This window comes from Pilosibacter fragilis, assembly GCF_032490495.1.
In the GTDB taxonomy this organism is placed as follows: domain Bacteria; phylum Bacillota; class Clostridia; order Lachnospirales; family Lachnospiraceae; genus Pilosibacter; species Pilosibacter fragilis.
In genome coordinates, this window is record NZ_JAVYJB010000023.1 from 22,434 (window position 1) to 43,748 (window position 21,315).

The 21,315-nt window shown below is 49.8% G+C and carries 19 protein-coding genes and 1 riboswitch; of the genes, 18 read left to right on the forward strand and 1 reads right to left on the reverse strand.

The features are described from left to right. Window positions 1–203 precede the first annotated feature (203 nt). The 8 genes from ruvB (at window position 204) to ABCW45_RS15770 (ending at window position 9,820) form a co-directional block, all read left to right on the forward strand. Window positions 204–1,202 carry a Holliday junction branch migration DNA helicase RuvB gene (gene ruvB, locus ABCW45_RS15735; protein WP_117469434.1) on the forward strand — a complete coding sequence of 333 codons (999 nt, stop codon included), beginning with the start codon at window positions 204–206 and terminating at the stop codon, window positions 1,200–1,202. 191 nt (window positions 1,203–1,393) lie between these two features. Beyond that, window positions 1,394–1,726 carry a cell division protein ZapA gene (locus tag ABCW45_RS15740; RefSeq protein ID WP_015554226.1) on the forward strand — a complete coding sequence of 111 codons (333 nt, stop codon included), beginning with the start codon at window positions 1,394–1,396 and terminating at the stop codon, window positions 1,724–1,726. Window positions 1,727–1,736: 10 nt separating this feature from the next. Then, window positions 1,737–3,956 carry a U32 family peptidase gene (locus ABCW45_RS15745; protein WP_117483227.1) on the forward strand — a complete coding sequence of 740 codons (2,220 nt, stop codon included), beginning with the start codon at window positions 1,737–1,739 and terminating at the stop codon, window positions 3,954–3,956. Between the two features lie 10 nt (window positions 3,957–3,966). Then, the gene (locus ABCW45_RS15750) at window positions 3,967–5,301 is read left to right on the forward strand and encodes an FtsW/RodA/SpoVE family cell cycle protein (protein ID WP_117469436.1); all 1,335 of its coding nucleotides are present in this window, start codon (window positions 3,967–3,969) and stop codon (window positions 5,299–5,301) included. Continuing rightward, entirely contained in the window at window positions 5,288–6,718 is a 1,431-nt protein-coding gene (locus tag ABCW45_RS15755) for a peptidoglycan D,D-transpeptidase FtsI family protein (RefSeq protein ID WP_343221159.1), read from the forward strand. The genes ABCW45_RS15750 and ABCW45_RS15755 overlap by 14 nt, the downstream gene beginning before the upstream one ends. 345 nt (window positions 6,719–7,063) lie before the next feature. Further along, a complete protein-coding gene (gene galE / locus ABCW45_RS15760; protein ID WP_015554230.1) occupies window positions 7,064–8,080 on the forward strand; it encodes a UDP-glucose 4-epimerase GalE in 1,017 nt (338 codons plus the stop codon). A 411-nt stretch (window positions 8,081–8,491) separates the two neighbouring features. Further along, complete coding sequence (locus tag ABCW45_RS15765; protein ID WP_117469623.1) at window positions 8,492–8,944, forward strand: NUDIX hydrolase; 453 nt, start codon at window positions 8,492–8,494, stop codon at window positions 8,942–8,944. A gap of 69 nt (window positions 8,945–9,013) precedes the next feature. Further along, entirely contained in the window at window positions 9,014–9,820 is an 807-nt protein-coding gene (locus ABCW45_RS15770) for an amidohydrolase family protein (protein WP_015554232.1), read from the forward strand. 17 nt (window positions 9,821–9,837) lie between these two features. Here ABCW45_RS15770 and ABCW45_RS15775 read toward each other — a convergent pair whose 3' ends face one another. Continuing rightward, on the reverse strand, window positions 9,838–10,842 hold the full coding sequence (locus ABCW45_RS15775) for a YihY/virulence factor BrkB family protein (protein WP_343221160.1): 1,005 nt from the start codon (window positions 10,840–10,842) through the stop codon (window positions 9,838–9,840). 337 nt (window positions 10,843–11,179) lie between these two features. On the opposite strand from ABCW45_RS15775, the gene ABCW45_RS15780 reads away from it, so the two are divergent. The 10 genes from ABCW45_RS15780 to ABCW45_RS15825 all read left to right on the forward strand — a co-directional run bounded on the left by ABCW45_RS15780 (window position 11,180) and on the right by ABCW45_RS15825 (window position 21,147). Beyond that, window positions 11,180–11,818 carry a single-stranded DNA-binding protein gene (locus ABCW45_RS15780; RefSeq protein ID WP_015554233.1) on the forward strand — a complete coding sequence of 213 codons (639 nt, stop codon included), beginning with the start codon at window positions 11,180–11,182 and terminating at the stop codon, window positions 11,816–11,818. Window positions 11,819–11,960: 142 nt separating this feature from the next. Then, window positions 11,961–12,467: a cob(I)yrinic acid a,c-diamide adenosyltransferase gene (locus tag ABCW45_RS15785; RefSeq protein WP_015554234.1), complete on the forward strand. Its 507-nt coding sequence runs from the start codon at window positions 11,961–11,963 to the stop codon at window positions 12,465–12,467. A gap of 11 nt (window positions 12,468–12,478) precedes the next feature. After that, window positions 12,479–12,660: riboswitch (Lysine riboswitch) on the forward strand. Window positions 12,661–12,790: 130 nt separating this feature from the next. Next, window positions 12,791–13,675: a 4-hydroxy-tetrahydrodipicolinate synthase gene (gene dapA, locus ABCW45_RS15790; protein ID WP_015554235.1), complete on the forward strand. Its 885-nt coding sequence runs from the start codon at window positions 12,791–12,793 to the stop codon at window positions 13,673–13,675. A gap of 20 nt (window positions 13,676–13,695) precedes the next feature. Beyond that, a complete protein-coding gene (gene dapB / locus ABCW45_RS15795) occupies window positions 13,696–14,448 on the forward strand; it encodes a 4-hydroxy-tetrahydrodipicolinate reductase (protein ID WP_117469438.1) in 753 nt (250 codons plus the stop codon). An 84-nt stretch (window positions 14,449–14,532) separates the two neighbouring features. Further along, a complete protein-coding gene (locus tag ABCW45_RS15800) occupies window positions 14,533–14,868 on the forward strand; it encodes a hypothetical protein (protein WP_015554237.1) in 336 nt (111 codons plus the stop codon). 345 nt (window positions 14,869–15,213) lie between these two features. Next, on the forward strand, window positions 15,214–15,525 hold the full coding sequence (locus ABCW45_RS15805; protein ID WP_117469440.1) for a hypothetical protein: 312 nt from the start codon (window positions 15,214–15,216) through the stop codon (window positions 15,523–15,525). 105 nt (window positions 15,526–15,630) lie between these two features. Continuing rightward, window positions 15,631–17,070: an amidophosphoribosyltransferase gene (purF, locus tag ABCW45_RS15810; protein ID WP_117469441.1), complete on the forward strand. Its 1,440-nt coding sequence runs from the start codon at window positions 15,631–15,633 to the stop codon at window positions 17,068–17,070. Window positions 17,071–17,170: 100 nt separating this feature from the next. Beyond that, the gene (purB, locus tag ABCW45_RS15815) at window positions 17,171–18,601 is read left to right on the forward strand and encodes an adenylosuccinate lyase (RefSeq protein ID WP_343221161.1); all 1,431 of its coding nucleotides are present in this window, start codon (window positions 17,171–17,173) and stop codon (window positions 18,599–18,601) included. Beyond that, entirely contained in the window at window positions 18,601–19,506 is a 906-nt protein-coding gene (locus tag ABCW45_RS15820; RefSeq protein WP_117469443.1) for a LysR family transcriptional regulator, read from the forward strand. Before purB ends, ABCW45_RS15820 begins: the two co-directional genes overlap by 1 nt. Window positions 19,507–19,866: 360 nt before the next feature. Continuing rightward, the gene (locus ABCW45_RS15825) at window positions 19,867–21,147 is read left to right on the forward strand and encodes an adenylosuccinate synthase (protein WP_021904264.1); all 1,281 of its coding nucleotides are present in this window, start codon (window positions 19,867–19,869) and stop codon (window positions 21,145–21,147) included. Window positions 21,148–21,315 lie beyond the last annotated feature (168 nt).

Sequence of the window (21,315 nt, forward strand, 5' to 3'; positions counted from 1 at the left end):
AAACTTTGTAACTATTCGGTAGGTCTGCGCATTTACTGCGCTGACCGTAAGAAAACTTAGACTAGAAGGCAAAAATCCTATCGGCACAGCCGATTTAGAATGGATTTTTGCGCGTAACTGTGAGGGTACTGAATCGTTACGAAACTTTGTAAAAATGGCAGCCGGAGACGGCTGTCTGATAGAAGAAATAGATAGGAAATGTTATGAGCCGAAAAATCATTACGACCGAAGAAACTGAGGAAGACAAAAAAATAGAGGGGACCCTGCGCCCACAGTACTTAAAAGATTATATCGGTCAGGAGAAGATAAAGTCCACGCTGAAGGTCTTTATCGATGCGGCAAAGAGCCGCGGGGAGGCGTTGGATCATGTGCTTTTTTATGGCCCGCCGGGCCTTGGAAAGACAACGCTCTGCGGAATCATCGCGAACGAGATGGGGGTGAACTTAAAGGTGACCTCCGGGCCGGCGATCGAGAAGCCGGGAGAGATGGCTGCGATCTTAAACAATCTCCAGGAGGGAGATGTCCTGTTTGTGGATGAGATCCACAGGTTGAACCGCCAGGTGGAGGAAGTCCTGTATCCGGCGATGGAAGATTTTGCCATCGATATCATGCTTGGAAAGGATTCATCCGCCCGCTCGATCCGACTGGATCTTCCGAAATTTACACTTGTGGGAGCAACAACGAGAGTGGGACTTTTAACAGCTCCGCTCCGGGACCGTTTTGGTGTGATCCAGAGGCTGGAATTTTATACACCGGAGGAACTCTGCGTGATCGTAAAACGCTCCGCAAAGGTCCTGGGCGTTGAGATCGACGAGGAAGGAGCTTTTGAGATCGCAAGAAGGTCCAGGGGAACGCCGAGACTGGCAAACCGCCTCTTAAAGAGAGTGAGGGACTTTGCACAGGTAAAATACGACGGTGTGATCACGAGACATGTGGCGGATTTTGCCCTGGATATCCTGGATGTGGACAAGCTTGGTCTCGACAATAATGACCGGACCCTGCTTCTCACCCTGATCCAGAAATTTTCCGGTGGTCCGGTGGGACTTGAGACGCTGGCGGCGTCTATCGGAGAGGATTCCGGGACACTGGAAGACGTGTATGAGCCGTATTTATTGATGAACGGACTTATTATGCGCACGCCGAGAGGAAGAATGGCGACGGATTTGGCCTACAAGCACCTTGGGCTGGATGCGGCGAAATAGAAAAAAACATTTGCTGCAGTATACAGGCAGGAATTTTCTGAATTGAAAAATCTGTACGATAGAGAAAAAATGACAATTTTTATATAGATGATAACTGTCCGGCGGATCTGTGGATCGATCGTGTGGAGCCGTGAGGGAGTACAGGCTGGAAAACAGGCGGACAGTTATGCAAAAGAAGTGAGGAATTAGAAATGGATGAGAAGAACTATACGGAAGTGCTGATCAATGGAAATGTCTACACGCTGGGAGGAGCGGAGGATCCGGAGTACCTGCAGAAGGTGGCTGCCTATATTAATGAGAAGATCGCCGTTTTAAAGGCACAGCCGGGATTTACGAGACAGAATAAGGATTACCAGGAAGTCATGATCTATTTGAACCTGGCGGACGATTATTTTAAGACACTTCAGGAGGCGATGATGCTGCGCAGCCAGAAGGATGAGATGGAGAAGGAGATCTACAGCTTAAAGCATGAGCTGATCGGTCTTCAGATGAAGCAGGAATCCGCGGAGAAGAAGGCGGAATAAAGGAGAGAATATGAAAAACAGAACGGTTGAGATACTCGCACCGGCCGGTTCCTACGAGAGTATGGTGGCGGCGGTGAACGCGGGAGCGGACGCGGTCTATATCGGCGGAAGCCGGTTCGGTGCCCGTGCCTACGCGAACAACCTGGATGAGGAGACGATGGTGAAAGCCATCAACTTCATGCATCTTCACGGATGCAGGATTTATATGACGGTCAACACGCTCGTGAAGGAAAAAGAGATGTCAGATCTGTATTCCTATCTGAAACCGTACTATGAGGCGGGACTGGATGCCGTTTTAGTTCAGGATATGGGAGCGCTCACCTACATCCGGAAACATTTCCCGGATCTTCCGGTCCACATCAGCACCCAGATGACGGTGACAGGGAAATACAGCGCGAGAGACCTGAAAGCCCTTGGCGCTGTCCGTGTGGTTCCGGCGAGAGAACTTTCCTTAAAGGAGATCCGTGAGATCTATGATGATACGGGTCTGGAGGTGGAGACCTTCGTTCACGGTGCCCTCTGTTACTGCTATTCCGGCCAGTGCCTGTTTTCCAGCCTGATCGGCGGACGGAGCGGAAACCGGGGCCGGTGCGCACAGACCTGCCGTCTGCCTTTTGACGCAGAGCAGAACGGAAAATATGTCAATAAAAAGAATGAAAAATATATCTTAAGCTTAAAGGATCTCTGTACCCTGGATCTGATCCCGGATATCCTGGAAGCGGGTGTCTGTTCCTTAAAGATCGAGGGACGCATGAAGAGTCCGCGCTACACGGCAGGAGTTGTAAGTATCTACCGGAAATACGTGGACCTCTACTTGAAGGAGGGGCGTGCCGGATACCATGTGGAGAAGGCAGACAGGGATGCCCTGCTGGCTCTTTTCGACCGGGGCGGACAGTCCCAGGGCTATTACCACACCCACAACGGACGGGACATGGTGGTCTTAAAGGAAAAGCCGGAGTACCGCGACGTGGACCAGGAACTTTTCGACTATCTGGACCGCACGTATGTGAATGTGGAAAAGAAGATCCCTGTGACGGGAAGCGCGTACATCGCGGTCGGAAAACCGGGATATTGCTCCGTGTCGGATACGGCGGGAAATACAGCCTGGGAGGAATCCCAGCCCGCCGAGGAGGCAAAGAATGCCCCGATGGACGCGGAGCGCATCAGAAAACAGCTCTCAAAGACCGGTGATTCCATGTTTACGTTCACGGACCTTACCGTGGAGTGTGAGGGAAATGTGTTTATGCCGGTGCAGGCATTAAATAAGATGCGCCGCGAGGTCCTGGAGAAGCTTCAGGACGAGATCCTTTCCGGATACCGGAGAAACAGTTCTGTTCCACCGACAAAGGAAGAAGAGAGAGCGCCTGAAAAGGCTGATTTGGAAGAAAGACCGGAATTTACTGTCTTTGTCCAGACGAAACAGCAGTTTGAGATGGTTCTCGGGAAATTTAAGATGTACCGGAAGCTGTCCGAAAGATCATACGGAATTTATCTTGCGGCGGAGAGCTTTGACGCCCAGGAGTGGAAGAAGCTTGCGGACCGCTGTCATGAGGCGGGAGTCCGGTGTTATCTTATGATGCCGAGGATCTTCCGGAAAGAGGCGGAACAGTACTTCAGAAAGCAGATGGAGCTTTTAACGAGTGCCGGTTTTGACGCGCTTGGTATCGGTTCCATGGAAGAACCGGGATTCCTCCGGGAAGCAGGAATTGAACTTCCTATGTACTTCGACCAGGGAATGTATTCCTGGAACCACCTTGCGGGAGCGGCGATGGAGCGGTATGGGGCAGACCGATTGACGATCCCTGTGGAGTTAAACGAGAGAGAGATCCGGGATTCTGGTGTTCAGGGAGAGATGATCGTATACGGGTATCTTCCGATGATGATCTCCGCCCAGTGTATCAGAAAAACAACGCTTGGATGTTCCGGAAAGTCGGAAATCATGTGGTTAAAGGACCGCAAGGACATGCGGTTCCCGGTGGTAAACCAGTGTCGTTTCTGTTACAATACGATCTACAATTCTGCGCCGCTTTCCCTTTTAGGACTCTCCGAACAGGTCACAGGGCTTAAGCCGAATGCGGTCCGCCTGAACTTCACGGTGGAGGAACCAGCTGCGGCGGGCGAGATCCTGGACGCGTTCTTTGAGGAATACGGAATGAGTGAAAAAGCGGCGGAGCCGCCAGTTTTAAGGAATCAGTTTACGCGCGGACACTTTAAGCGCGGAGTGGAGTAGGTGATAATTATTGACTAATCTGATCATACAGATATCCAGATACTTGATGATCCTTCTGATCGCCATGGATACCTATTACAATTTCCGCTTCTTTTCCATGCGGGATGAGGAGGGAAAAAACCGCGTCTGCGGACGCCAGCTTGTGTGCATGTTTATGCTGCACTTTCTGGCGAATATCCTGATCTGGCTGAACACGGAATCTGTGACGATGTTAGCCTTTTACGGTGCGCAGGTGGTATTTTTCCTGCTGTACATTTACCTTACGAGACTGTTTTACAGGAACAGTTCCAGACTGCTCGTCAACAATATGTGTACGCTTTTGGCGACGGGATTTATTATCCTCACAAGGCTGAACCCTGACCGGGCTATGAGACAGTTCGTGATCGTGGCGGCGGCAGCGGTGATCACCTGGATCATCCCGTTTATCATCGACCGGGTATGGCAGCTTGTGACGTTCCCATGGGTCTATGGAATACTCGGGCTGGTACTTTTGGGAGTGGTCTGCGTCATCGGAAATACTTCCTACGGCGCACAGCTTTCCCTCTCCTTCGGTGGATTTACGGTACAGCCGTCTGAGTTTGTGAAGATCAGTTTTGTGTTCTTCGTGGCAGCCATGTTCTACCAGTCCACGGACAGGGAGACGATCATAAAGACCACCGTCGTGGCGGCACTTCATGTGTTGGTGCTTGTGCTTTCAAAGGACCTTGGAAGTGCATTGATCTTTTTCGTCGCCTACATGACGATGCTTTTTGTTGCCACATCCAGCTATCTCTGGTTCGGTGCGGGCATTGCGGGCGGATCCCTGGCGGCGGTTGCGGCTTACTATCTGTTCCCACATGTGAGACGGCGTGTGGAGGCCTGGGCGGATCCCTGGTCTGATATCGCAAACAAGGGCTACCAGGTGGCACAGGCGCTGTTTGCCATCGGAACAGGCGGATGGTTCGGAATGGGTCTTTACCGGGGCATGCCGGAGAAGATCCCGGTTGTGGATAAGGATTTCGTTTTCGCGGCGATCTCCGAGGAGATGGGGGCACTCTATGCGCTCTGCGTCCTGTTTTTATGCCTTGGCTGTTATATGCAGTTTATGCTGATCGCGATGAAGATGCAGGCGATGTTCTATAAACTGATCGCGTTTGGACTTGGAAGTGTTTATATTACCCAGGTATTTCTGACCATCGGCGGGGTGACGAAGTTTATCCCGTCCACCGGTGTGACGCTGCCTCTTGTGAGCTATGGCGGCAGCTCCATCGTCTCGACCTTTATCATATTCCAGGTCATCCAGGGACTTTATGTCTTAAAACGCGGGGAAGAAGAGGAGGAGGAGAATTCCAGTGAAGAAGAGTAAACCGAATCCGAAGGCAAACCGGAATATCCTCTGGTTTGTGTATGCAGCAATATTTTTATTTCTCGCAATGGGAATCTATGTGGGATATTTTCTCGTGGTAAAGAGCGATACGGTGATCGATAATCCGTATAACGCCAGAGCCACTATTTTCGAGGACCGGGTCACCCGCGGCAAGATCCTGGCGGATGACGGGACTGTGCTTGCAAAGACCGTTACGGCGACGGATTCCAACGGTACCGAGGTGCGGGAATACCCATACGGCAGCCTGTTTGCCCATGCGGTAGGATATTCGACGGTGGGAAAGACAGGAATCGAATCCCTGGCAAACTTTGACCTTTTGAGATCTCACACGAACCTCATCGAGCAGACCGCCGATGAGATCATGGGAAGAAAGAGCATTGGGGACAACGTGGTGACGACCCTGAATGTAAATCTGCAGCAGATCGCATCGGATGCTCTCGGAAAGAACCGGGGCGCGGTCATCGCCATCGAGCCGGATACCGGAAAGATCCTCTGCATGGTTTCAAAGCCGTCCTTCGACCCGAATAAGGTGGCGGCAAACTGGAATGATCTCGTAAACGGGGACAGTACGGAGGCGAGACTGTTAAACCGCGCGACTCAGGGACTCTACCCGCCGGGATCCACCTTTAAGATCGTCACAGCCCTGGAGTATATGAGAGAACATCCGGGCGCGTACAATGACTATCACTATGACTGCAGTGGAATTTTTTCATTCGAGGACAACAAGATCCAGTGCTATCACAAGAAGGCACACGGATCCCAGGATTTCACCCAGGCATTTGCAAATTCCTGCAACGGAGCGTTCGCGAACCTCGGAACAGAGCTTGAGCTGACGAGCTACCGGAACCTTGCAGAGCAGCTTTTATTCAACAGAAGCCTGCCTCTCGATATTCCGTACAATAAGAGTACCTTCTCCATGCAGCCGGATGCGGAGACATGGGAAGTGCTTCAGACAAGTATCGGACAGGGACAGACATTGATGTCCCCGATTCACAATCTTCTGATCACCGCGGCGATCGCAAACGGCGGAATCTTAATGAAACCGTATCTGATGGATCATGTGGAAAATTCCGGCGGTGATGTGATCCGGAAGTTTTCCCCGTCTGTGGCAGGAGAGCTGATGGTCCCGAACGAGGCGGATGCCTTAAAGAACCTGATGGTACAGGTGGTCAATGTGGGAACGGGATCCGCACTGAAACGGGATTCCTACCAGGTGGCAGGGAAGACAGGATCCGCAGAATTCGACAAGGGAAAAGAGACTCACGCATGGTTTGTCGGTTTCGCACCGGCGGATGATCCGAAGATCGCGGTATGCGTTATCGTGGAGGAAGGCGGCTCCGGCGGGCATACGGCAGCACCGATCGCGGCGAAATTGTTTGATGCATGGCTTCAGTAGAGTGCTTTTTGGAAATGTGCCTGTAAGATACGGGACGTGGTCTGTAGAACAGAAAAAGTGCTGTATGTGGAGAAAATTACGTTACAGTTCAGCCATGCGCTGGTTTGAATGAGAAAGTGTGTTGCAAGCTTGCTTGCATAAGCACTTTTTCATCCAAATCAGCATATGGTGGCTGAACTGTAACAAAATTACTGTAAAAAAAAGAAATCTGTATTGAATAAAAGAAAAATGATATTTTCTTTTATTACGGGTAGTGTTAAAATGATAACGAGGACAGGATCCGGGGAAAAGGATCCGAAATAATAACCGTATCTCAGAACGGCAAAATTCATGGGAGGGTTCATCATGAGAATTTTAGTAACCGGCGGCGCAGGATATATCGGAAGCCATACATGCCTGGCACTTCTGGAACAGGGACATGAGGTCGTTGTCTTTGATAATCTTTACAATGCGTCGGAAGAAGCATTAAACCGCGTAAAGAAGCTCACAGGAAAGGATCTGACATTCTACAAGGCAGATATGCTGGATCGTGACGCGATGGAAAAGATCTTTGATGCGGAGAAGATCGACGCAGTGATCCACTTTGCTGGATTAAAGGCTGTTGGCGAATCAGTCGCAAAGCCGTGGGAATACTACCACAACAATATTACCGGTACATTGATCCTTCTCGATGTGATGAGAAAACATGGCGTGAAGAAGATCATCTTCAGTTCCTCCGCTACCGTTTACGGAGATCCGGCTTTTGTGCCGATCACAGAGGAGTGCCCGAAGGGACAGTGCACAAACCCGTACGGACAGACAAAGAGTATGCTGGAGCAGATCCTTACCGATATGCAGAAGGCAGACCCGGAGTGGAATGTGATCCTGCTCCGTTACTTCAATCCGGTGGGAGCTCATGAGAGCGGTCTGATCGGAGAGGATCCGGAGGGAATCCCGAACAACCTGACACCGTACATCACCCAGGTTGCCATCGGAAAGTTGAAAGAGGTGGGCGTATTCGGAAACGACTATGATACACCGGACGGAACGGGTGTCCGCGACTATATCCATGTGATGGATCTTGCGGAAGGCCATGTAAAGGCATTAAAGAAATTTGATGATAAGCCGGCGGTATATATCTATAATCTCGGAACAGGTCACGGATACAGCGTTCTTGACGTGATCCACGCTTTTTCCAAGGCGGTTGGAAAAGAGATCCCGTATGTGATCAAACCGCGCCGTGCAGGCGATATCGCGACATGCTATTCTGATGCTACAAAGGCAAAGGTGGAGCTTGGCTGGGAGGCAAAGAGAAACCTCGACGATATGTGCCGTGACGCATGGAACTGGCAGTCCAAGAATCCGAATGGTTATCGTTCATAAAAAATGAATGACTGAACTTTGGTCATAGACAGGAAACTCCGGCGGATGTATGGTCTGCCGGAGTTTTTCTGTTTCGGCGTAAGGCGTGGACCGCAGTGAAATATATGATCGGCCTTCTGAAGATACATTATGGTTGCTTTTCATGGGTAGGAATTTTCTGAACTGAAAATTCCGTACAATACAGTGGGGGTAGTGGATTTTGCCGATTCGGAATGCGAAGCATCGGCAAAATCCTGTTACAGTGCGCGGGCATGGAGTGCCCGTGTACTGTAACACATTATGGAAATTTCTGCGAGTGAAAACGTGGTTGCAAACACGGGTAAAAAGAAGTATACTAAACTCAGTAAAAAACACACCTGCGGAATCTGCTTTCGGGCGGAATCCCTTGAATGCCTGTCAGGAGGAATTGCAATGATAGAAGCAACGAGCTGCGGCGGTGTGGTTATATTTCGCGGCAAGATCCTGGTTCTCTATAAGAACTACAGAAACAAGTACGAAGGCTGGGTCTTACCGAAAGGAACTGTGGAAGCAGGAGAAGAGTTTAAAGAAACGGCTCTCAGAGAGGTGAAGGAGGAGACCGGGGTCCAGGCCCAGATCATTAAGTACATCGGAAAGAGCCAGTATTCATTTAACACGCCGCAGGATACGGTGGAAAAGGAAGTCCACTGGTATTTAATGATGGCGGACAGTTATTACAGTAAACCACAGCGCGAAGAATACTTCGTAGATTCCGGATATTACAAATATTATGAGGCGTACCACCTTCTGAAATTCTCAAATGAGAAGCAGATTCTGGAGAAAGCCTATCACGAATATCTGGATCTGAAACGGTGTAATCTGTGGGGCAGTAAGAAATACTTCTAGGCCCCGTAAACGGAGGAAAACCCCTTAAAACAGGGGTTTTTCCTGTATATTGACTTAAGGAGCGAGACTATGAAGATCATCGACGCACATCTTCACTTTGTGCCGGAAAATCCCTACTTCCAGGAGATCGCGGTGCGGGCGGAACATAAAAATACAGAGGAAGACTTAAGGGCGGTCTATCAGAAATACAATATTGAGGGAGGAGTCGTCATGGGAAACCGGGGCGTGGACCCGGTGGATCATTCCTACCCGGAATTCCTAAGGTACTGTGTGGGGATCGACCGTGATTTTCTCGTGAGCGAGGACAAAAAGAAGAGCCTGGATCAGGTGGAGGAGAACTTAAAGCGGGATACCTGTGTCGGAATCAAACTCTATCCCGGATACAACAAGATGTATGTGACGGATGAGGTGTACGAGCCGCTCTATGATCTCGCAAAGGCGTACAAAAAGCCTGTGGCGATCCACATGGGCCAGACAGCTGGTTCCCGCGCCTACTTAAAATACAGTCATCCGCTGACCTTGGACGAGGCGGCAGTCCGTCATCCGGATGTAAACTTTGTCATGTGCCATTTCGGCAATCCGTGGCTCCTGGACGCGGCGGCTGTCGTGGAGAAAAATGAGAACGTGATGACGGATCTCTCCGGCCTTCTGGAGGGGAAGATCGATTTCCCGAAGCTTTTAGAGCAGCAGAGAGGATATTTTGATGCCTTAAAGACCTGGATCTCCTACTGCAGCCAGTATGAAAAGTTCATGTTCGGAACAGACTGGCCGTTAGCCAACTACGGAGACTACATCGAAGTCGTAAAATGGCTGATTCCTGAGGAGGAGTGGGGGAAGGTCTTTTATGAAAATGCGAAAAGAATCTACGGATTATAAGAAAATGGACTGCCTGATCAGGGCAGTCCGTTTTCTTTTATCGACATGATCTTTTCTTTATAAAACAGCAAAAACCAGTTGATCTCCGCCCCCACAAACAGGATGCAGATCGAGACATAAAGCCACAGCATAAAAAGGATCACCGCAGTCAAACTTCCGTACGTGACAGCGTATGTTCCGAAATACCGGAAGTAAACGGAAAATGCCAGGGAAGTGAGTGCCCATCCGGCGGCGGAAAACATGGCTCCCGGGATCTGGCCGCAGATCGAGAGCCTCCGGTGCGGAAGTGCCGTGTAGATGGCGGTGAAAAAGATCATCAGCATGATAAACATCACAAGTCCGCGTCCCAGGGAGATCATCCCGGAGAGATAGGACAGGGCCGGGAACCATTTTAACAGCATCTCCTGCAGGAAGCTTCCGAATACGAGGAGCGCAAGGCTCGTCACACACATCAGGGAGAATGCCAGGGTATAAACGCTGCAGAGGGCCCTGCGAAGGATATAATTTCGCGGCGATGTGACGCCGAATACCCGGTTTAAGCCCTTTTCGATCCCGAGCATTCCCTTTGCCGCGGACCAGACCGCCGCAAGAGCAGTCACAGAGATCAGCGCTGCCGGGGAATCGGAGTGCAGGCTGTCCAGGAGATAGATCAAAAGCCCCTGGAACCGGCCCGGGATCGCAGGCAGCAGAAAACGCAGAAGATCTGCCTCATGGATCATGGGGGCCACCTGGATCAGGGCCAGAAGCACCATAAAAAACGGGAACGCCGCCATGATGATGAAAAATGAGGCCTGTGCGGCATAAACGGACATTTCGTCCATGGAATATTTCAAATAGACCTGTCGTCCAAAGAGTAGCAGGCGAAGCATAAAATCCTGACCTTTCCATAACCGCGAAGGAGGTATCCTGTCGGTCATGCCCTTTCTTTCTATATCAGAGAGGTCAAAAGACTTTTTGACCTCAACATCATAAAATATTAACATGAAGAGAGAAAAATAACAAGAGTGGTAAAAAAACAGCATGCGGCAGAATCCACTGCCACGTTACTGTTCACGCTTTGCGCAAACAGTAACTGATTTTGCCGATGCTTCGCATTCCGAATCGGCAAAATCCACTACCACCACTGTATTGTACGGAATTTTCAGTTCAGAAAATTCCTACCCGTGTACAGTAACACTGCCACCACTGTATTGAGAAAAAATAGAAGATCATGCCGAAATACCGAAAAAATCCGGGATTTCCGTCGATAAAAACCTGAAAAGACATGACACAAAACCGTTCTAATTTCCGTTCTAATTACATACAGATATACGGTAAAAGCCGTATAGCGGAAAAAACAATCAAAAAGGAGAAAATACTATGACAGAAAAAGGAATGGAAAACAACAAAGTAACCGTAATTGGAACGATCGTTTCAGGATTCACATTCAGCCATGCCGTGTTTGGGGAGGGCTTTTATCTTGTGGATCTTCTCGTGAACCGTTTGAGTGAGCAGGCGGACATTATTCCGCTTATGATATCAGAGCGTCTGATCGATGTGACGAAGGATTACCAGGGCTGCACCATGGAGGCCTCCGGTCAGTTCCGGTCCTACAACCGCCACGAGGGGACGAAGAACCGTCTGGTATTGTCCGTGTTTGTCAGAGAGGTCCGCTTTATGGAGGAGTTCACGGACTACACGAAAACGAACCAGATCTTTCTGGACGGATATATCTGTAAAGAACCGGTCTACCGGAAGACGCCATTAGGAAGGGAGATCGCAGACCTTTTAGTAGCAGTGAACCGCCCGTACGGCAAGTCAGACTATATCCCATGCATCGCCTGGGGCCGCAATGCCAGATACGCCTCAGGATTTGGCGTCGGAACAAGGATCCTCATCTGGGGCCGTGTCCAGAGCAGGGAGTACACGAAAAAGGTCAGCGAGACGGAGTGCGAGAAGCGTGTGGCCTATGAAGTCTCCGTCAGTAAGCTTGAATGTGCGGATCATGCGGAGTCGTAGAAATACATATTAAAGACATCAGGGAGGGCAATTTTGACAGACAGGCAAATCTCTTGCAAACAGGATAGAGATGTGATAATATAGCATAATAGAAGCTTTAAAAAGCTTCAGCTAACGGTATACACAAAGTGAGGGAATGATCATGGCAAGTGACAGAGTCCGTGTGATCTGCGGACCGGGATACGGAAAATCCGCATCGGCATTGGGATACGCAATGATGGGCGTTTTCCGCGGAAAAAGGGTCATTATGGTACAGTTCTTGAAAGGTATGCTGGGAGAAGGAGCGGCAGACGTCCTGAAGCGTCTCGAGCCGGATCTCAAATTCTTCCGTTTTGAGCACTCCAAAGAGCGGTTTGAGGACCTTCCGGAAGATCAGAAGCACGAGGAACTGATGAACATGCGAAACGGTTTCAATTTCGCAAGAAAGGTGATGACGACCGGTGAGTGCGATGTCCTGATCCTGGATGAGATTCTTGGAATCGTGGATCAGGGAATTATCTCGAAGGAAGAATTCCAGAGTTTTCTTGAGTCAAGAGATGAGGAGACTGAGCTGGTCATGACCGGGCGCGTGTGTCCGGAAGGTATTGAAGAATATGTAACCGATATTTCACGGATGGAAAACATTGACGTTGACAATCATCAGGAATGATGATACCATAAATGATAAGTAGAGGTTGCGCCTGACATGAGTAGACCGGCAGATAATGGGAAATGGCTGCCGGATAAAAGGGGATGGCGCCGAAGAGACAGGAAGTGAATCCCTAAGGCTCCCGTTTCTGGGCATGCGGCGAAGAACCGTATGACTGTCATCTTTAGAAAAAAGATGGAGGGCTGCTTAATCTGAAAGATCCGGGAGCTGACATCTTATTTGATTTCAGCTCCTTTTTTTGTGAAACAGGATTCTTTGTTCCGCAAAAGAGCGCAATCTATCTTAGACATTTAATTTTTACATAATAAAGAGGAGGACGCATGATGGCTATTTTTGAAGGAGCCGGCGTAGCACTTGTAACGCCATTTAAGGAAAATGGAACGGTAAATTATGAAGTACTGGAAAGCCTGATCGAGGAACAGATCGCGGCTGGAACAGACTGTATCGTAGCAATGGGAACAACAGGCGAGTCCGCGACAACATCTGAGGAGGAGCACATTCAGGTGATCCGCTTCGTATGTGAGGTCGTAAACGGAAGAATCCCGGTGGTTGCCGGAACAGGTTCCAACTGCACACAGACAGCAGTTGAGCTTTCTGTTGAGGCCGAAGAGGCAGGAGCAGACGGCGTTCTCTTAGTTTCCCCGTACTATAATAAAGCGACCCAGAACGGTTTAAAGGCCCACTTCACAAAGATCGCCAACTCCATCAAGATCCCGGCGATCCTCTACAACGTACCGAGCCGTACAGGCGTGAATATCGCACCGGAGACCATCGTTGATCTCTGCAGGCATGTGGAGAATATTGTGGGTGTCAAGGAAGCGAGTGGAAACTTCTCCGCAGCAGCGAAGATCCTTCAGCTCTCCGGCGGCTATGTGGATGTATACTCCGGAAACGATGACCAGGTCGTTCCGATGTTGGCTCTCGGCGGAAAGGGCGTGATCTCCGTTCTCTCCAACGTGGCTCCGAAGCAGACACATGACATGTGCGCAGAGTTCTTCAAGGGCAATATCGAGGCCAGCAGACGCATTCAGTTAAAGGCAATGCCGCTGATCGAGGCCCTGTTCTCCGAAGTAAATCCGATTCCGGTAAAAGCTGCGCTTAACTTAATGGGCAAGAACGTAGGCGAGCCGAGACTTCCGCTTACAGTGATGGAGCCGCAGCACCAGGAAGTATTAAAGAAAGCAATGCAGGATTTCGGTATCCTGTAATAAAATACGAGGAGAAAAACATGATCAGAGCAATTATGAATGGCTGCCACGGCGTGATGGGTCATGTGATCACGGACATTATTTCCAAGGATGACGCGGTCGAGATCGTTGCAGGCGTGGATATGAACACAGAAAACTATGCCGGATACCCGGTATTTAAGTCCCTCGACGAATGCCCGGAGGCAGATGTCATCATCGATTTTTCCACCGCAAAGGCGGTTGACGGACTGTTGGACTACTGCGAGACGAAGAAAGTTCCTGTGGTTTTATGCACCACAGGACTTTCCGAGGACCAGTTAAACCATGTGAAAGAGGCGAGCAAGGTGGACGCAGTCCTTCGCTCCGCAAATATGTCCATCGGAATCAACCTTCTCATGAAGACATTGAAAGAGGTCGCTCCGGTCCTTGCGGCAGCAGGATTTGACATCGAGATCTTAGAGAAGCACCACAACCGCAAGATCGACGCCCCGAGTGGAACCGCCATCGCCCTTGCTGATGCCATCAATGAGAGCCTCGACAACAGCTATCATTATAAATATGACCGTTCCTCCGAGCGTGTCGCAAGAGATCCAAAGGAGATCGGAATCCAGGCAATGCGCGGCGGCACCATCGTCGGTGAGCATGATATTATGTTCGCGGGCCGCGACGAGGTCATCACCTTCACACACACCGCTTATTCCCGCGAGATCTTCGCAAAGGGAGCTGTGGAGGCTGCAAAATTCCTCGCAGGAAAGCCGGCAGGACTTTACGATATGGCTGATGTGGTCGGTTGATAGAGGTTAAAGTTTTATACATTTTTTTCCAAAATACTTCTCCTTTCTATGGCACATAATAGCCGTAGAAAGGAGATTATTTTTATGGGAAAAATCAGATGGATCAGAGCATGCGCGCTTCTCATTATGACCGCGGCAATCATCACGGCCTGCGGAAGAGGGAACGGAAATAATATGACCACAGCCCCGGATACGGGGAGCGCGGGAGCGGGAACCACAATGGAGAGACAGACAAACGGCACAAACCAGAGCACGAACGCGCCGTCCCAGACAGCCGGGGAGAGTGGCGGTGTGCTCCGGGATATGGTGGATGACGTGGGTGACGGCATCCACAACCTGACGGACGATGTCACCGGCATGTCAGGAACTACTGCGGCGGGAGCGAACGGCACTGCTGGGGAGACCACCAAGGCAAACTAAATATCCGGACCGGAATCCAGGACTGCCGGGGAATGAAACTCAACACGGCAGAAAGAGCCGGAAAGACAGGACAGCGGGGAAATGATCTGCAGGACGGGTATGAAGATCATTTCCCTGTTTCTTTTGCATCGTGATTTTGCCGATGCTTCGCACTCCAAATCACCAAAATCCACTGCTATTACTGTATTGTACGGAATTTTCAGTTTAGAAAATTCCTACCCGTCACAGCAACTAAAATGTAACGATAACAAGTTTTCCTGTTGTGAAAATATGCGAAAACAGATATAATAAGAGTACATCTTGAAAAAACTTATCAAAAGTCGTGGAAAAGTATCAGCCTGAATTTTGAAAGGAGTGAACGCCATCCGCTATCTGTACCATCCATACCATCCGTGGAGACACGGGTACCGAAGGGAAAAGATAAGAAGAGCTGCTGTAAAGACAGCGAGGATCCTTTTACTGCTGGAACTCCTCTGGCTCGCGTATTCCTGTGCGTGCTCCAGGATGACAGAGAAGACATACCTGGTGCCGGATATTGAAACAGGGATTCCAGATGGGACCGCCTCTGAGACGGAGGGGGAAATTTATGGTATAGGGATCGAAAAAGGGGCCGGAAATTTGTTCTGGTTTCACAAAGAAGTCCACAGGACTCCTTGAGAGAGGAACTTCTTCTTGATTTTCCATAGGGTATGTATTATAATTTCTACTGAAACACTGCTGTTTTATCGCAAAAACTTATAAATCAGAGGATGAAAAGCATTTATGGAGAAATCACTTACTTTAGACTGGGGAACAGACGAGCTGCATGAGGAGTGCGGCGTTTTCGGAATGTACGATCTGGACGGAAATGATGTTGCATCAACCATTTATTACGGATTGTTCGCATTACAGCACCGCGGACAGGAAAGCTGCGGAATTGCGGTGAGCGATACATACGGACCGAAAGGTGTTGTCAATGCCTGTAAGGGGATGGGACTCTGCAATGAAGTATTCACGTCAGAGAAGCTGGAAAAATTAAAAGGAAATATTGGTGTCGGCCATGTCCGGTATTCGACTGCCGGAAGCAGCACCATCGAGAATACACAGCCGCTCGTTTTAAATTATGTGAAGGGAACTCTGGCACTGGCACACAATGGAAACCTTGTCAATGCACCGGAACTTCGCAGAGAACTCGCTTACGACGGAGCGATTTTCCAGACCACGATCGACTCTGAGGTCATCGCTTACCACATCGCGAGAGAGCGCTGTAAGGTGGGAACCGCTGAGGAAGCCGTGGCAAACGCTATGAAGAAGATCAAGGGCGCCTATTCCCTTGTGATCAGCAGCCCGAGAAAACTCATCGGTGCCCGCGATCCGCAGGGATTCAAGCCGCTCTGTATCGGAAAGCGCGATAATGCCTATATCCTGACCTCCGAGACATGTGCGCTTGACACGATCGGTGCTACCTTCGTCCGAGACGTGCTTCCGGGCGAGATCGTGACGATCAATAAGGATGGCATCAAGTCCAATCTCATGATGCATGACCCGAAAAAAGAGGCGAGATGTATTTTTGAATATATTTACTTTGCAAGACCGGACAGCGTCTTTGACGGCGTCGGAGTTTACCACTCCAGAATCTACGCAGGCCGCTGCCTCGCAAAGGATTCACCGGTAGACGCGGACATCGTTGTGGGTGTTCCGGAGTCCGGAAATGCAGCAGCCCTTGGATATTCCATGGAATCCGGCATCCCTTACGCGATGGCCTTTGTAAAGAACTCCTATGTGGGAAGAACCTTTATTAAGCCGGGCCAGAGCAGCCGTGAGTCTGCAGTCCGTATTAAATTAAACGTATTGAAAGAGGCCGTGGAAGGAAAGCGCGTCGTTATGATCGACGACTCCATCGTCCGCGGAACCACCAGCAACCTGATCGTGGATATGCTGCGTGAGGCAGGAGCAAAGGAAGTACATATGAGAATTTCCGCACCGCCGTTCCTCTATCCGTGCTATTTCGGAACCGATATCCCGTCCAGCGAGCAGCTCATCGCCCACAAACGTACCGTGGATGAGATCTGCAAGGTGATCGGAGCAGATTCGTTAGCGTACTTAAAGATGGAGCGCTTAAGTGAAATGGCAAACGGACTTCCGATCTGTACGGCCTGCTTCTCCGGAGAGTATCCGGTGGATCCGCCGGAAGAAGATATCCGCGGAAGTTATGAAAAATAATCAGGGAAATTCAACGTTCCACAAAGCTCCGCAGTTGGCGGAGAATTCGTGAAAATATATTGAATTAGAAAAACATTGAATTAGAAAAGAGGATTTTGTCATGAACGACAGATACCAGAGCCCGCTCTCTGAGCGATATGCAAGCAAGGAAATGCAGTATATTTTCTCTCCGGAGAAGAAATTCCGCACATGGAGAAAATTATGGATCGCATTAGCCGAGACAGAAAAAGAACTCGGTCTTCCGATCACAGACGAGCAGATCGAAGAGTTAAAGGCACATGCCGAGGATATCAACTTTGAGGAGGCGAAGGAGAGAGAGAAGATTGTCCGCCACGATGTGATGTCCCACGTATACGCTTACGGACTCCAGTGCCCGAAGGCAAAGGGGATCATCCATCTCGGTGCTACATCCTGCTACGTTGGTGACAACACCGACCTCATCCTGATGACGGAGGCATTAAAGCTTGTCAGAAAAAAACTCATCAATGTGATGAAAGAGCTTTCCGATTTCGCTGATAAGTATAAAGAACTCCCAACGCTGGCATTCACACATTTCCAGCCGGCCCAGCCGACAACCGTAGGAAAGCGTGCGACCTTATGGTTGCAGGAACTCTGCCTTGACCTTGAGGATCTTGACCATGTGATCGGTTCCATGAAATTACTCGGTTCCAAGGGAACTACAGGTACTCAGGCAAGCTTCTTAGAGCTCTTTGACGGGGATCATGAGAAGTGCCGCGAGGCAGACAGACGGATCGCCGCAAAGATGGGATTCTCCCAGTGCTACCCGGTATCCGGTCAGACATATTCCAGAAAGATCGACAGCCGTGTGCTTTCCGTTCTTGCCGGAATCGCCCAGAGCGCCCATAAGTTCTCCAACGATATCCGTCTTCTCCAGCACTTAAAAGAAGTGGAAGAGCCGTTTGAGAAGAACCAGATCGGTTCCTCCGCTATGGCATATAAGAGAAACCCGATGAGAAGTGAGCGTATCGCGTCCTTGGCGAACTATGTGATGTCTGATATGATGAACCCGATGCTTGTTGCCTCCACCCAGTGGTTCGAGCGTACTCTGGATGACTCCGCGAACAAGCGTCTCTCCGTTCCGGAAGGATTCCTTGCGATCGACGGTATTCTGGATCTCTACTTAAATGTTGTGGATGGTCTTGTGGTATATCCGAAGGTGATTGAGAAGCATTTAATGGCCGAGCTTCCGTTTATGGCTACTGAGAACATCATGATGGATGCGGTAAAGGCCGGCGGAGACAGACAAGAGCTTCACGAGCGTATCCGCGAGCTTTCCATGGAAGCAGGAAAGAATGTGAAGGTAGAAGGAAAGGACAACAACCTCTTAGAGCTTATCGCGGCAGATCCGTCCTTCAATTTAAGCCTTGATGAGTTAAAGAAGACGATGGATCCGAAGAAGTACGTCGGACGCGCACCGAAGCAGGTAGATGAGTTCCTGGATGAGGTTGTCCGCCCGATCTTAAAAGAAAACGCGGATCTTCTCGGAGTGAAAGCGGAGATCAACGTATAATGGATCATGCGAGCAGCATCAGCACGGAATATTATAAAGTATTTTACTATGTAGGGCGCCTCGGCAGCATTACCGCTGCAGCAGAGGCGCTCTGCATTTCCCAGCCTGCGGCGAGTCAGGCGATCAAGCAGCTGGAAAAAGCGCTGAACACAAAGCTTTTTCTTCGGACCCAGAAGGGTGTGCGGCTCACCACAGAGGGAAAGCTTCTGTATCCATATGTGGAGCGCGGGATGGAAAACCTCATGGACGGTGAGGAGATGTTAAAACGTCTTGTGGATATGGACATGGGAGAGGTGAGGATCGGTGCCAGCGATATGACACTGCAGTTTTACCTGCTCCCGTACCTTGAGACTTTCCATGAGCGCTACCCGAATATCAAGGTCATGGTGTCAAACGCGCCGACACCGGAGACCATCGAGTCCCTGTACGAGGGAAAAATCGATTTCGGTGTGGTGAGCACGCCATTTGACGCGAGACCGGAGGTGGAATCCTTCGAGGTGAAGAAGATCCGGAACACCTTTGTGGCTGGAAACAAGTTCTGGACCTTGAAGGGAAAGAGAATGGAGTATGGGGAGCTGGAGCAGCTTCCCTGCATCTTTCTGGAAAAGGATACGAGTACCAGAAAGTTCATGGACCGTTTTTTGGAACAGAGGGGGATCATTCTGGAACCGGAGTTTGAGCTGGCCACCAGCGATATGATCGTCCAGTTCGCGATCCGGAACATGGGGATCGGTTGCGTGATGGAAGAGTTCGCAAAGGAGAAGATCGAGAGCGGGGAGCTCTTCGAGCTCGCCTTCCGGGAGATGATGCCGGAGCGGGAGATCTGCGTCGTGACGGATAAGAAGGTGCCGATCTCCCCGGCAGGGGAGAGGTTCTTAGAGGTCTTAAGGGAACGAAAAGTATAGGATAAAATGTTTTCCGACTGCAGTTCGTGCCCTGTATGAATTGCAGTGCATAATTAGTTACTTTTCATGGGTAGGAATTTTCTGAACTGAAAATTCCGTAAGATACTGTTATGGCCGCGGATTTTGCCGATTCGGAATGCGAAGCATCGGCAAAATCCTGTTACAGTACGCGGGCATGGAGTGCCCGTGTGCTGTAACCATAATTAGACATTATGGACTTCATAATAAATATTGTCTTTACTTATGGATAATTTTGTTGTAAACTATGGGAGTGTCATGAGTATGGCACGTACAACTGCGTAAGACGCCGGGATGCGGAATACGCATTCTGTTTAAACGTCCAAAGGAGGATATTAGAACATGGTTAGAGCAATCGTAGGCGCCAACTGGGGCGATGAGGGAAAAGGTAAGATCACGGATATGCTTGCAAAGGAATCCGACATTATTGTCCGTTTCCAGGGCGGCAGCAACGCTGGTCACACAATTATCAACAATTACGGAAAATTTGCCCTTCATCTTCTTCCGTCAGGTGTATTCTATAATCATACAACAAGCATCATCGGAAACGGCGTGGCATTAAACATCCCGTTCCTTGTTAAAGAATTAAACGACCTGACAAGCCAGGGCGTTCCGATGCCGAAGATCCTTGTGTCCGACAGAGCACAGATCTTAATGCCGTACCACATTTTATTCGATACTTATGAGGAAGCGCGTCTGGCAGGTAAGTCCTTTGGCTCCACAAAGTCCGGAATTGCTCCGTTCTATTCTGATAAATACGCAAAGATCGGTTTCCAGGTCAACGAGTTATTCGGTGATGAGAAGGAACTGATGGATAAGATCGAAAATGTCTGCACACTGAAAAATGTGATGTTAGAGCATTTATATCATCAGCCGGCTCTTGATCCGAAGGAGATCTTCAATACACTTATGGAGTATAAGGAGATGGTCGCTCCGTATGTATGCGACACATCCAAATACCTTCGCGATGCGATCAAGGCAGGAAAAAATGTCCTCTTAGAGGGCCAGCTCGGTTCCTTAAAGGATCCGGATCACGGTATCTACCCGATGGTTACATCTTCTTCCACACTGGCTGCATACGGCGCGATTGGCGCAGGCATCCCGCCGTACGAGATCAAGAACATCACAACAGTCGTTAAGGCTTACTCCAGCGCAGTCGGCGCAGGTGCGTTTGTCAGCGAGATCTTCGGTGAAGAGGCAGACGAGTTAAGACGCCGCGGCGGTGACGGCGGTGAGTTCGGTGCGACGACAGGCCGCCCGAGAAGAATGGGATGGTTCGATGCAGTCGCATCAAGATATGGCGTACAGATCCAGGGATCCACAGAGGTTGCCCTCACGGTTCTCGACGTTTTAGGATATCTTGACGAGCTTCATATCTGCGTAGGCTATGAGATCGATGGAAAGGTAACAAAAGACTTCCCGACAACTCCGGAGCTTGAGAAAGCAAAACCGGTATACAAGACTCTTCCGGGCTGGAAGTGCGAGATCCGCGGAATCAAGAACTACGAGGATCTTCCGGAGAACTGTAAGAAGTATATCGAGACCATCGAGGAGGAGATCGGAGTGCCGATCACGATGGTTTCCAATGGTCCGGGAAGAGACGAGATCATTATGAGAAAGTAATTCGAAGATGCAGGATGCAGAAGCGGGGAAAGTTCCCTGTGGAGCAGATGTTACTTTTCATGGGTAGGAATTTTCTGAACTGAAAATTCCGTACAATACAGTGGTGGTAGTGGATTTTGCCGATTCGGAATGCGAAGCATCGGCAAAATCCTGTTACAGTGCGCGGGC